This window comes from Fictibacillus phosphorivorans (assembly GCF_001629705.1).
GTDB lineage: Bacteria > Bacillota > Bacilli > Bacillales > Fictibacillaceae > Fictibacillus > Fictibacillus phosphorivorans_A.
Genome location: NZ_CP015378.1, coordinates 2,787,634 through 2,801,084 on the forward strand (window position 1 = coordinate 2,787,634; position 13,451 = coordinate 2,801,084).

At 38.6% G+C, this 13,451-nt stretch carries 12 protein-coding genes; 3 read left to right on the plus strand and 9 right to left on the minus strand.

The window, feature by feature from the left end; genetic code table 11:
* Positions 1-49: 49 nt before the first annotated feature.
* From lepA to gpr, 3 genes are all read right to left on the minus strand, one after another.
* Positions 50-1,888, minus strand: a complete 1,839-nt coding sequence (gene lepA / locus ABE65_RS14465; RefSeq protein ID WP_066396318.1) for a translation elongation factor 4 — start codon at positions 1,886-1,888, stop codon at positions 50-52.
* A gap of 232 nt (positions 1,889-2,120) precedes the next feature.
* Positions 2,121-2,474, minus strand: a complete 354-nt coding sequence (locus ABE65_RS14470) for a DUF3679 domain-containing protein (RefSeq protein ID WP_066396320.1) — start codon at positions 2,472-2,474, stop codon at positions 2,121-2,123.
* A 68-nt stretch (positions 2,475-2,542) separates the two neighbouring features.
* Positions 2,543-3,652, minus strand: coding sequence for a GPR endopeptidase (gene gpr / locus ABE65_RS14475; RefSeq protein WP_066396323.1), 1,110 nt, complete (start codon positions 3,650-3,652; stop codon positions 2,543-2,545).
* 156 nt (positions 3,653-3,808) lie between these two features.
* Between gpr and rpsT the strand changes: the two genes are divergently transcribed.
* Positions 3,809-4,075, plus strand: coding sequence for a 30S ribosomal protein S20 (rpsT, locus tag ABE65_RS14480; RefSeq protein ID WP_066291124.1), 267 nt, complete (start codon positions 3,809-3,811; stop codon positions 4,073-4,075).
* Between the two features lie 177 nt (positions 4,076-4,252).
* Here rpsT and holA read toward each other — a convergent pair whose 3' ends face one another.
* Positions 4,253-5,278, minus strand: coding sequence for a DNA polymerase III subunit delta (gene holA / locus ABE65_RS14485; protein ID WP_082861444.1), 1,026 nt, complete (start codon positions 5,276-5,278; stop codon positions 4,253-4,255).
* A 284-nt stretch (positions 5,279-5,562) separates the two neighbouring features.
* Here holA and ABE65_RS21585 point away from each other — a divergent pair, with 284 nt between their 5' ends.
* The gene (locus ABE65_RS21585) at positions 5,563-5,694 is read left to right on the plus strand and encodes a YqzM family protein (protein ID WP_082820577.1); all 132 of its coding nucleotides are present in this window, start codon (positions 5,563-5,565) and stop codon (positions 5,692-5,694) included.
* A gap of 34 nt (positions 5,695-5,728) precedes the next feature.
* Here the strand turns inward: ABE65_RS21585 and ABE65_RS14490 are convergent, their stop codons facing one another.
* From ABE65_RS14490 to ABE65_RS14500, 3 genes are all read right to left on the minus strand, one after another.
* The gene (locus ABE65_RS14490) at positions 5,729-8,017 is read right to left on the minus strand and encodes a DNA internalization-related competence protein ComEC/Rec2 (protein ID WP_082861445.1); all 2,289 of its coding nucleotides are present in this window, start codon (positions 8,015-8,017) and stop codon (positions 5,729-5,731) included.
* On the minus strand, positions 8,014-8,475 hold the full coding sequence (locus tag ABE65_RS14495) for a ComE operon protein 2 (RefSeq protein ID WP_066396327.1): 462 nt from the start codon (positions 8,473-8,475) through the stop codon (positions 8,014-8,016). The genes ABE65_RS14490 and ABE65_RS14495 overlap by 4 nt, the downstream gene beginning before the upstream one ends.
* A gap of 69 nt (positions 8,476-8,544) precedes the next feature.
* Positions 8,545-9,183: a helix-hairpin-helix domain-containing protein gene (locus ABE65_RS14500; RefSeq protein WP_082861446.1), complete on the minus strand. Its 639-nt coding sequence runs from the start codon at positions 9,181-9,183 to the stop codon at positions 8,545-8,547.
* A gap of 89 nt (positions 9,184-9,272) precedes the next feature.
* On the opposite strand from ABE65_RS14500, the gene comER reads away from it, so the two are divergent.
* Entirely contained in the window at positions 9,273-10,109 is an 837-nt protein-coding gene (comER, locus tag ABE65_RS14505; RefSeq protein WP_066396329.1) for a late competence protein ComER, read from the plus strand.
* 59 nt (positions 10,110-10,168) lie between these two features.
* Here the strand turns inward: comER and ABE65_RS14510 are convergent, their stop codons facing one another.
* Positions 10,169-11,221 (minus strand): ribonucleotide-diphosphate reductase subunit beta, encoded by a 1,053-nt coding sequence (locus ABE65_RS14510; RefSeq protein ID WP_066396331.1) that lies wholly within the window; start codon positions 11,219-11,221, stop codon positions 10,169-10,171.
* A complete protein-coding gene (locus ABE65_RS14515) occupies positions 11,211-13,436 on the minus strand; it encodes a ribonucleoside-diphosphate reductase subunit alpha (RefSeq protein ID WP_082861447.1) in 2,226 nt (741 codons plus the stop codon). Before ABE65_RS14515 ends, ABE65_RS14510 begins: the two co-directional genes overlap by 11 nt.
* Positions 13,437-13,451: the final 15 nt, after the last annotated feature.

The following is a 13,451-nucleotide window of genomic DNA, read 5'->3' on the forward strand; positions in this document are numbered from 1 at the left end:
TAAATTAGGAAAGACCGCTAGAATTGCCTTCGCGGTCTTAAGTTACTTTTTATTTGTTGTTATTATTTGTATCATCCATACGAAGAACAGCCATAAACGCTTCTTGAGGAACGTCTACTCGACCGATCGTCTTCATACGCTTCTTACCTTCTTTTTGCTTATCTAAAAGCTTACGCTTACGGGAGATGTCTCCACCGTAACATTTTGCCAATACGTTCTTACGCAATGCTTTAATGTTTGAACGTGCCACGATTTTTTGTCCGATTGCCGCTTGAATCGGTACTTCAAACTGTTGACGCGGGATAAGCTCTTTAAGCTTCTCAACCACTACCTTTCCTCGCTCATATGCAAAATCTTTATGAACGATTACCGATAATGCGTCGATCTTTTCATTGTTTAATAATATTTCCATTTTAACCAGTTTAGATGGCTTATAACCGATCAGTTCGTAGTCAAGAGATGCGTACCCCTTCGTGCTCGATTTTAATTGATCAAAGAAATCATACACGATCTCAGAAAGAGGGATTTCATAGAGAACATTTACACGGTTGTTTTCTAAATAATCCATCGTCATGAAGATACCACGTTTCTTTTGACAGATCTCCATAATCGTACCAACATAATCGTTCGGTGTCATGATAGATGCTTTAACATACGGTTCTTCTACAACAGAAATCTTTTGAGCTTCTGGCATGTTAGCTGGGTTATCAACAATGATTTTTTCTCCATCTGTCATCGTAACATTGTAGATAACACTCGGAGCTGTCGCGATCAAGTCGATGTTAAACTCTCGCTCGATACGTTCTTGGATGATCTCCATATGAAGCAATCCTAAGAATCCGCAACGGAAACCAAACCCAAGAGCTTGAGAGGTTTCAGGCTCATATTGAAGAGCAGAATCATTTAGCACAAGTCGTTCTAAAGCTTCACGAAGATCGTTATATTTCGCTGTGTCTACTGGATATAATCCGCAGTAAACCATAGGGTTCATCTTTCTATAACCAGGTAGAGGCTCTGATGCACCTTTAACTGCGCTCGTGATCGTATCCCCGACTTGTGTGTCTCCAACATTTTTGATCGAAGCCGTTAAGAAACCTACATCTCCAACCGTTAAGAAGTCTTTTTGTACCGCTTTAGGGGTGAACACTCCGAGTTCAAGCACTTCAAATTCTTTACCTGTCGCCATCATCTTAATCTTATCGCCGACTTTAACCGTTCCTTCTGCCACACGAATATACGTTACTACGCCTCGATAAGGATCATAAAGAGAGTCAAAGATAAGCGCTTTTAGCGGTCCTTCTGGATCCCCAGGTGGTGCTGGAACTTTTGCTACGATCTGTTCTAAAATATCTTGAATACCAATACCTGCTTTTGCTGAAGCAAGTACTGCCTCTGAAGCATCCAAACCGATAACATCCTCGATCTCCTGACGCACTCGTTCAGGCTCTGCACTCGGAAGATCAATCTTGTTGATAACCGGCAGGATCTCTAGGTCATTCTCAAGAGCCAAGTAAACGTTCGCTAACGTCTGTGCTTCGATTCCTTGAGCAGCATCTACGATAAGTAATGCTCCCTCGCAGGCTGCTAAGCTTCTAGACACTTCGTATGTAAAGTCTACGTGTCCTGGGGTATCAATTAAGTGGAACGTATAAATCTCACCGTCTTTTGCTTTATATTGCAGCTGTACAGCATTTAATTTAATCGTTATTCCACGTTCACGTTCAAGATCCATTGAGTCTAACAGCTGCTCTTTCATCTCACGCTGTGTTAGTGCACTCGTTTCTTCCAAAATTCTGTCCGCTAAAGTAGATTTCCCATGGTCAATATGAGCAATTATGGAGAAATTTCTAATCTTAGCTTGTCTTTTTAATTTTTCTTCTCTGTTCATTATACGTTCACTCCTACAATTTTAGGAAAAGTCACTAGCTTTGATTATAGCAATACAAAGTATCCGTTTCAATCACAACCTAAAAAATAGGGTGAAGCTATGTTTTAAGTTTGCAGTAACTTTTACCTAAAATATTGTTCTGTTCGTTTTGAGGTTTATCAAATTCTTTATGCGCTAAGATGGAAGTCACCCAAATAAAAAGAACCAATAAAGGAAAGAATCCTTTATGGTCCTAGGGTGAAAACACAGCTAACATCTCACTAATAATAACACCAAATATCGAAATCATGACCCCAAAAGCTGAAGAGATCCATGACGTGAGTCTTTGCCCAAGCGCAGAAAATACATTGAACGAATCTATTTTACTTAATGTTTCTTGTTTTGCTTTAATATCATGACTTGTTACGGAAGCAGAGTTCTGTTTCGATTCTTTTTGCTCGTTAGAAGGAGTCGAGTTCGATTCAACACTTTCTAGCGAAGTTCCTTTAAGCTCATCCATCTCGAAATGCGCTTTTTGAATACCAAATAAAACCCCAAATAAAAGAATAGTTACCAGTCCGAAACACTTTAACATAAATTTTGTCATGATCATTCCTCCATACGGGGATATACGATTTAAATTTATGCACAAGCTTGTCCAAACATGCCTACATTTTAATGCGTATAAGAAGAAGTATTTCCTTGATCGATGCCTCCATGAAGAGCCGTGTTCAGACCATTCGCTAATACGTTGGCCATGTCCTCAATAAACACATCCACCTCTTTCGGTGTAACCATCAAATTATGCCCGATTGGAGCAAGTACTTCTCGGATCAACCTAAGTTTTTCATCTTCTTCAAGTACCCCAACAATTCCCAAGAACGATTTACGATGACCTTCATCAGGCAGATCATCATCTGTAAGTACTTTCTTTTCACCGAATGTCATACCCGCTGGTAAAAGGGACTTAGAAGGTTTATCCTTCTCACTCATCTCACGTCCAAGGTGCTTTAGAATAAAATCAATCGTATCACTCGTAATCGTAGCCGCATCGACTACTGTAGGAATTCCGATAGAGATAACCGGTATCCCTAACGTTTCTTTGCTAAGTTCTTTACGCTTGTTTCCAACCCCCGACCCCGGATGGATACCAGTATTTGAAACTTGGATCGTGGCGTTCACCCGTTCGATTGAACGGGATGCTAGAGCATCGATTGCGATTACAAAATCCGGATTTGCTTTTTTCACGATCCCATCGATGATATCACTCGTCTCAATACCTGTAATGCCCATGACTCCTGGTGATATCGCACAGACTGGACGAAATCCTTCTTCGACGTTTTCAGGAGCTAACTCGAAAAGATGCTTTGTGATGGTCAGATTTTCAACAACCAATGGACCAAGAGAATCAGGAGTTACATTCCAATTACCCAACCCTACAACCAGACAAGTATCGTCCTGCTTGATGCCTTGTTCTTTTAAGAAACGATTAAAATCATGTGCAAAAACTTCTTGCACGCGTTCTTGTAGCTTTGAATCTTTTTCACGGATTCCTTGAACCTCGAAAGTGACATATACGCCCGCTTTTTTCCCGGTAGTCTCCGCTCCCTTTTCATCGATCTCCACTCTAACGATCTTGATTCCGTCCCTATCTTTTTCATGTATGATGACACCTTCAAGTGTACTTTTATTTACAACTTCATCTTCTTTCAATAGCATATCGTGCGCTTCTATCGCCAGATCTGTTCGCACTGAATAGGCTGAGAGGTCCAAATCCTTACCCATAATCTACCACCTTCCTTTGTATTATTTTTGCCGCAACTCTTCCTTTTCATTCTTGTATTGCATTTAGAAGGCGATTTTGATAGAATACTTTGTGTCCTATTTTTTGCAACGGAAAGTAATTTTGTTGCTCATGGTTCATTTAGGGAGGTGAATGGATTGGCTAATATTAAATCAGCGATTAAACGTGTAAAAACTAACGAAAAGCGTCGTGCACACAACGCTTCACTAAAGTCTGGCATGCGTACTGCTATCAAAAACTTTGAAGCACTTGCAGCTTCAAACAATGCAGAAGGTGCTCAAGCAGCTTTTGTTACTGCTTCTAAGAAGATTGACAAAGCAGCAAACAAAGGACTTATCCACAAAAATGCAGCTTCTCGCCAAAAGTCTCGTCTTGCTAAGGCTTTAAACGGTGTTAACGCATAAATTGAAGGATGAAACCCGAAAAACGGCCTTACACCAATAGGTCGTTTTTTTATTTTGCACAAAATGTTAAAAATCCAGCTCCCCTTTTATAGAGGAGCTGGATTTTTTTGAATTCTGTACAATATGTCGTTACTCTCACCTTTTAGATTCTTGAGTCTCATCAAGTGACGTTCCCTTTTATGAGCCTTGTGAGAGCTTCACGATCTCTAACTCTAGTAAAAGTGTTTTGTCCATCTGTCCCGTTTTTAATTTATAATCTGTTTCAGCAAATTCATTCAGACAGTTCCTAAGAAAAACTTCTTGAAATCGATTCGCATGTTTTGCCGCTAGCTTTACTGCGTAAGGATGCAGTTTAAGAGAAGAAGCGATTTGCTTTTCTCCATATCCTTTCTTTTGCAGTTCTTTGACGCCATTTATCATTCGAAATTGCCTAGTGATCAAAGCATGAATCTGTATCGGCTCCTGATTTTGTTTCATGAGATCATAAAAACTTCTTAGCGCTTGTTCTGTTCGTTTATGCACCACATGATCGACTAATGCAAAGACATCATCTTCTAGAGTTCTTGCTACTAATGTATCTACAGTATCCTTCGTAATTACACCATTCACACCTACAAAAAGAGCCATTTTTTCCATTTCTTTTGCCAATACTGCCATACGCGTTCCTAATCTTGAAAGAAGAAGTTGAACCGCTTCTACATCAATGGATACCTCTAAGTTCGAAGCTTCCTTATGTAGCCATTTTTCTGCCGTATCGTTACTAAGTTCTGAAACCTGAATCATTTCAGATTGTGCTTTTACCAATTTTACTATTTTCTTGCGTTCATCTAGTTTTTCATGGGGAACTACGATGACTAACGTTGTATATTCTGCAGGGTTTTGTATGTACTGTTCAAATGCTTTGAAGTCGTGTTCGATCTTTGATTTATCTTTTGCAGCTGTTAGGAAATTTGCGTTTTTTATTACGACGACGCGGCGATCTCCCAAGAAAGGCATCGTTTCTGCGTCTTCAATAATCTCTTGTACAGAGATTTCGTCCAGATTATGTACACTTAAGTTAAAGTCCTTTTCGTCGGGAGACAAAAGGCCTGATATAGTTTGTATCGCTTCTTCTGCTAAATAAATTTCGGTTCCCCAGATCAGATAGACCGGGGATGTTTCATTGTTTTTTATTTTCTTTTTTAACGTATCTACAGTAAGCACCTTTTTCACCTCTATCTCTTATCCTATGAGGAACTAAGTGCATTTGCAAGCAAAAGAAGGAACAGCGCATGTCTGTTCCTTCATTTATGATAAACACTAACACCAAAACGATATAATCGTTTAAGGCTAGCTTTAATAGGATATCCTATGCATTTTAAAAATATTGGTGACAACGAATCTCATCTTTGGTAAGTTTTAGATAAAACACGTAAAAGAAAGCATTTTCAGTATGGATTTTTTAAAATTGATAACGTATACTAAGGATGGATTAGGAGGGTTGTCACATGAACCATTTCGAAAAAGATGTACAGAGTAAGCGTAACGACCTTATTGATTCCGGTATGGGTTTTGTTGTATCGTTTGGATTCTTTACGGTAATCTTCGCCATCGGAGTCATTCTAAAAGCAATCGCATAATACATAAAAAAGACCGAATTTATTCGGTCCTTTTTTATTGTGCAGTGTTAACTTTCATCCTCTTTTTGTTTACAATTATTGAAATATCCCCGTGCTCATCTGTCCGATAAATAGTAACGTTTCTCTCACGTAACCTTTTCAAAACTTCTAGTGCCGGATGGCCATATAAATTATTTTTCCCCGCTGAAATAATTCCAAATTGAGGAGAGACCTTATCTAAAAAAGATGCCGTTGAAGAAGTTACACTACCGTGGTGACCAACCTTAAGAACATCCGCTTTTATTTTTGGAAAACTATTTATGACTTCCCTTTCAGCTTCCTCCTCCATATCACCCGTTAATAAAAATGTACGATTATAAATCTTTAGCCAAAGAACGATAGAATTATTATTTGAAGTACTTTCTTGAGATCCTGGATGCAAAACGAAAAAGGAGGAATGAGCTGATTCCCATTGCATACCTTTACCTAACTTCACCACATTGATGTTATTTTTGGCTGATGTAGTTTCGATGAGGTTCTCAAGATTATTGTTCTTTCGTTTATATGGCAAAAAAACATTACTTACCTTACTATGTTCAAGCAAAAACTCACCACCCCCAGCATGGTCCATATCTCCGTGTGTGATCATCAACCCATCTAAATGTCGAATTCCTTTCGCTTTTAAGAATGGATATACGACTTCTTTTGTAACGTCATATTCTTCCTCTCTTTTTTCCCAATCCTCTTGATCAAATGAAACTGAACCGCCAGTATCTATCAAATAGACGGCTTTTCTATAGGGTAATTCAACGAGGATGCTATCTCCTTGTCCTACATTAATAAATGATATTGTTGCATTTGGGTTCACATATGGTACTCCCCAATGAATGAAGCAGACAAAAAGGAAGGGCACAGAGAACACTATGTGAATGCGTTTGGTAAGCTCCCATCTATAGAGTAAGTAAAAAATCGCAACAAAATAAAGACCAAATATCCAATCTGTTGGCCTGCCTAAAACAACAGCCATTTTGAGGAATTGAGCCTTTTCCATAAACAACACAGAGAAATTAAACAAGGATTCAATAATCTCGTTAACGATCGGAATGGTTCTTGGTGCAAAAATAGAAAGAAGTAGAGTAAAAAAAGAAAGGGGAAACAAGACCATGGATACGAATGGGATGTATAACACATTAAAGGGAATTGATAACAATGAAAATTCAAAGAAATGATACAAAATGATTGGGAAGGAAAATAAAGAACAGATGAATGAAGTCAAAATCAGCAATCTAAGAGGAGAAGCCTTTTCGAGTACATAAATTGAAGTGATCAATACGAATGTCATCAAAAAAGAAAGTTGAAACCCAAGATTAAAAGCAAAGGAAGGATTATAGCTCAGCATCCCTATGCATACCGTTGACAACAGGGTTACAGGGTGCATTTTTCTTCTTAACATCATAAAACATATCACGATGATGCCCATCATACCCGCTCGTATGATTGAGCTCTCTGCTCCCGTGAGAACAATATAAACCGGTAAGAAAATGATGATCAATCCATAAGCAATTTCCTTAACCACACCTACCCTAACAAGAATTACGTATAAAAAGTAAGTAACAATTCCAACATTAAATCCGGATACCGCCAATAGATGGGTCAAGCCTAAACCTTGATAGTAATGAAGTGTTTCTGCCTCAATTCCGTTTCTATAACCAAAAAGCAGAGCATTCATCAGACCGGCTGTGTTATTGGAAAAATGACGTTCTAATTCTTTAATATTCTTACTTCTCCAACTCTTGATGTGTTCATGAACACTTAACTTATTTGTCTTCTTACAGTACTCCACGCCAAACTCTACCGTTTTTAAAGTCCAATAGATCTTGTTGTTCTTTAAATACTCACGATAATCCATTCCATAAAAATGGCTTTTTTTTCGGGGTTTTTCAAGTTTTCCTTTTATAATGCATGATAGGTTGATACTTAGTTTTTTTAGCTGTTCTTTTTCAAACGCTGATTTTATTTTATGATAAACTACAACCGTTTCATCATTCGTTACAAGTTCAAAACTCAATAAGTTTCCATCTATCTTGGGAATCGATTTAATACTGCCTGAAAACATGATCTGCTCTGCTGTTAGCTTTGTGAAACTATGAGTGCTATCGTAATGAGAGTAAGTGAAAAAGATGGGTAGAAAAATAAGGATATATATAGATTTTTGTCTAAGTTGTATAAAAATAACGATAACCAGGAAAGCCAGCAAAACGATCCCGGTTACCGAAGGATGCTTGGAAAGCCATATCCCATAGAATACAGAGCCAGCACTTAAGACGGCATATCTTGGGTTCATGCTTTATGCGTAAGAAATGTAGAAGGCAAGAAGTTCATTTCAACTTTTTCAACGATGACTCCCGCTTCTTTAAACTGCTCAATGCTATAGGGATGATTTTTATAGTCCTGACCGTAATAGATCTTTTTGATACCACTCTGTATGATTGATCTACAACAATGCAGACAAGGGAAGTGGGTTACGTACATTTCGGCACCTTCTGTCGGTACACCGAACTTTGCACATTGCAATAGGGCGTTCATCTCGGCATGAATCGTTCTCACACAATGACCATCAATGACATAACAGCCTTCGTCAATACAATGAACACCACCTGAGATCGAGCCATTATAACCTCCAGCGATAATCCGTTTATCTCTCACTATTGTTGCTCCAACTGCTAATCTAGTACATGTACTTCTTAGTGCAAGCAATTGACTTTGTGCCATATAATATTCGTTCCACGATATTCGCTGCAACGCTAACCGCCTCCTCTATTTCTATAACCCTAGTGTAGTATTCGTCATTTAAAGAATCAATAAAAACCCTTACTCAAAGCTAATTTGATCTCTCCACTGTTCGATGGTCTTCTCTCCGATTCCCCTAACTTCTAACAACTGTTCTAAAGTTGTGAAAGGACCGTTCTCTTCTCGATAGGAGATAATGTTTTGAGCTTTTGCAGGACCAACACCGTTTAGCGTTTGAAGTACTGTTTCATCCGCAGAATTGATGTTAACCACCGTACCGTTTTCGTCCAAAGGTTTACTGGAAGCTTGTTGCAACTCATACTTTTCACCTTTCTCTGCTACATACACGATCATCTCATCGGATATTTTTAACGCTTGATTAACGGAACGAATTTCTGCTCTTTCCTCAAAACCACCAGCCATTTGTATCGCATGCAACACACGGTCTCCTTCTTTTAACTCGTAAACTCCCGGACGATTAACACTTCCTTGCACATCAACCATAATCTCGGTCTTTCTTTTGTTGTTTTCCTCATTCTTTCCATTAGGCTTATCAGTGGAAATTAGCGATTCCGGTTCCGTTTGTTTAGGTATTTGTGAGGTAGTAGGCATATTTGGTTCACTTTGAAAATAATTCATTAGAGATACAATAATTGCAAGGATCAATAATATGCCACCGCCAATAAACCAGTTCATATGCTGCTTGTATTTTTCCATCATTTCACCTTCTTAATTAGGCTTGAACTTACAAAAAACATATTTGATTCACAACGTGCATAAATTTGAACGTAGAGGAAGGAGGTTCAGATATGAAGGTTGGAATTATCGGAACCGGAAATATGGGAAGCGTTCTTGCTTCTTCTTTTATCGAATCTTCAGCCATTCAGCCATCAAGGCTCATGGTCACTAACCGTACACTGTCAAAAGCGGAGAGGCTGCAGAATGCCTATCCGAAGTTGAAGGTCGGAAATACCCCTGAAGAAGTTTTTCGATTCGCTGAGATTGTGTTTATATGTGTGAAGCCACACGAGTTTTATTCATTGCTTTCTAGCAATAAAAATTCAATCTCTAAACATCAATTGCTTGTTTCGATTACGAGTCCTATTTCATGTGAACAGCTGGAAGATCTGCTAGATTGCAATATTGCAAGAGCTATCCCAAGCATTAATAACCGAGCACTAGCTGGATCATCTCTTGTATCGTTCGGGAAAAGGTGTCACCCTGATTACAAAGAGAAACTTCTATCTTTAATGAGCTCTATTTCTACACCACTCGTTATCGATGAAAATATCACTCGGATCTCTTCAGATATCGCGAGTTGCGGGCCGGCGTTTATGGGTTATGTTCTGCAATGCTTTATTAATTCAGCAGTCGATCAAACCGATATCACAAAAGCACAGGCAACTCAACTGGCAAGCGATATGATTATCGGAATGGGAAAACTACTTGAGAAAGACATCTATACGTTACCAACACTTATTCAAAAGGTATGCGTAAAGGGTGGTATCACAGGAGAAGGGATCAAGATCCTGAGCAATGAGGTCGATGAAGTATTCGACCATGTTATTAAGCGTACACACGAAAAATATCATGAAGAATGCGACAAAGTGAGTCAGCAGTTTGAAGTGAAAGAAGAACTCAAGTAATTTCTATCGTCATTATAAAACATATAAAAAAAGAAAGCCGGGATCTAAATCCCGGCTTTCTATAGTTCATCGAACCCGTTTTCATCCGAAACTTTCGTGTATTGTCTCGATTTCTGCTCAAAAAAGTCACTTTTTCCGGAATTCACATCAGAATATGCTTTTATCCAGGGAAGTGGATTCTTATTGTATTCTGGGTATAGTTTGTTAAAACCTAACTCGTTCAACCGTTTATTCGCCATAAATTTAATATATGCTTCAAGATCGGCTTCACGAATGCCCTCAAATGAATTTCCTATAATATATTTACTCCACTTGATCTCAAGCTGAGCGGCCCTGTCAAACGTGTCCCTCGCAAAATTCTCCAGCTCTGCATCTCTTAATTGCGGATCTTCTTCTAATATTCCCTTGAAAATTTGAGTAAATAGATAAACATGCAGCTGCTCATCTCTATTAATATAGTTGATCATCGTTGAAGTCGAAACCATCTTTTGATTCCTGGCTAAATTATAAAAAAAGCTGAATCCGGAATAAAAATTCAATCCTTCAAGAATCACGTCGTAAATAATAGATTTCAAAAAGGTACGAGGCGTAGGGGTTTGAAGAAATTCCTCATACCCTTCAACAATGAAATCATTCCTCTCTCTTAGCACCTCATCTGTTTTCCAGTATTCAAATATTTCATCCTGCTTGCTCTTCGGTACCAAAGAGGACAACACATACGAATAGGACTGATTATGAACGACTTCTTGAAACGATAGAGTCGCCATGAGCGCAGCAAGACTGGAATCTGTTAAATATGCTGCCACTTTACTCGAATAATCTGTTTGAACACTATCTAAGAACGCCAATAAACCAATAATTTTATTAAAAGTATCTTGCTCTTTTTCACTCAAATTAACATATTGCTTACTATCACTAGACATATTGATCTCGAACGGCGTCCAAAAATTAGCCAACATGTTTTTGTATAGGGGATAAGCCCACTTATATCTCACATCGTCCCAGTTTAAAATATTTGAACTCTTACCGTTGATAATTCCTGTAGATCGATTAGGAGCTTCCACATCATAGATTCTTCTCTCTTTAAGGTGTTCAACCTCTTTAACTTTCACAGCTTTCACATCCTTCTAACTCAATCGAAGTAGACCTAGTATAATAAGTAGTCTTTAACCCTTTTTTAAAGCTTAACAGATGAAGGTGTAACAGATCTTTTGCCTTGATGTTGTGATTAACATAAAGATTAAACGAAATGGACTGATCGACGTGTCTTTGTCTAGCAGCATTCTGTTCGATACTCCAAGTTTGATCGATCAAGAACGCGGATTTATAGTACCATGTTGTTTCTGCATTCAAATCGGGTGCTGTTACAGGGATCTTGTAATTCTTTTTTTCTTCGGAATAGAATTTTTTAAATATCGGATCCACACTCGGTGTTGAATTTGCGATGATCGAAGTCGATGAATTCGGTGCCACTGCAATGAGGTATCCATTCCTTAGACCATGTATGTTAACTCTTTCTTTTAAACTCTCCCACTCTTTAGAGGAATAGTTCCGTTTTGAAAAATAGTTTCCGGTTTCCCAATCCGAACCCAAAAACGCTTGATATCTTCCCTTTTCTTTCGCAAGCTCACAACTAGCATTGATCACATAATAATTGATGGTCTCATAGAGATGATCAGCATACGTAACCGCTTCTTCACTTTCCCACTTGATTCCCTCTTTTGCTAAGAGATGGTGCCATCCAAACGTACCTACACCGATCGCACGATATTTCTTATTTGTTAGCTCCGCTTGAGGTACATCTATACGATTAAGATCAATAACGTTATCGAGCATTCGGATCTGGATATCGATAACTCTTTTGAGTACGTTAGCGCCGATGACTTTAGCAAGCGAAAGAGAAGATAGATTACAAACAACAAAATCTCCTGGCGTTTTTCTGATGACGATTTCTCCGTTCTCTGCTTTCTCTGACGTGACCACTGTTGCAGACATGTTTTGCATAATTTCTGTACATAGGTTAGAAGCATAGACCATCCCTTTATGTGCATTGGGATTTAACCGGTTGACAGTATCTCGATAAAACATGAAAGGTGTTCCGGTTTCAAGTTGCGACTTCATGATCCGTTTCATAATTTCAATAGCAGGAATACACTTTTTTGAAAGTCTCTCATCGTTGACACAATCTTTATATCTTTCACTAAAGTTACCTGAACCAATTCTTTCATCGTAGAAATCTTCTAAGGAATACCCTTTGATCTTTCTTACCTCATGAGGATCGAACAGATACCAATCCTCGCGTTTTTCCACGCATTCCATGAAAAGGTCCGGCAGACAGACACCTGTAAATAGGTCATGCGTTCTCATTCGTTCATCACCATTATTTAATTTTGCATCTAAAAACTCTAGGATGTCTTTATGCCAAATGTCTAAGTAAACAGCAATCGCTCCTTGCCTCTGGCCAAGCTGATCGACAGATACCGCTGTGTTGTTCAACTGTTTCATCCAAGGTATTACACCCGATGAATTTCCTTTGAATCCTTTAATATCCGAACCTCTAGCCCTAATTTTCCCGAGATAGATCCCGAGTCCACCTCCACCTTTTGAAACAGTTGCAGCATCTGTATTAGAATCAAATATCCCTCTTAAGCTATCGTCGATCGTATCAATAAAACATGAGCTAAGCTGGCCATAACTCTTACCTGCATTCGCTAATGTCGGGGTAGCAACCGTCATATATAGATTGGAGAGAGCCCAGTATGCTTCTTCGACTAATTGAAGCCTATTCATTTTGTTCTCGTCTCTCATTAAAAACAACGCGATCAACATCCAGCGTTCTTGTGGCAATTCATAGATTTCATGATTGAATCCTTTTGCCAAGTACCGATCCGCTAGCGTTTTTAGTCCAATGTATGTAAAAAGCTTATCTCTAGATGGATCGATCATATTTTCTGCTTTCTCCAAGTCTTCCTTTGAGTATGATGAGAGAATGGTATCATCATAGATATCCATCCCTACTAACTTTGTGATCAACCCATAGAGGTTCGTATATGGCTTATTTCTTGTCTCCACACGATTCTTCATTACTTCTTCATACAACTGCCTTAAATAGATCTGTGATGCCACAAACGTCCACTCTGGGTTCTCTGCATCCAATCCATTTAATGCTTCCATGATTAACTGTCTATAAAGTGAGCTTGATTCCTGTGTATGATTTTCTAATTTCTCCGCATGTTTTAGAAAGTTGTCCGCTTGTATGTTCGGATAATTTTTGACACAACTCCTTAACCACTCCCCGAGCAAAGAGTTTTCAGTTGTCATTTTCATAGTTAAAACACTCCT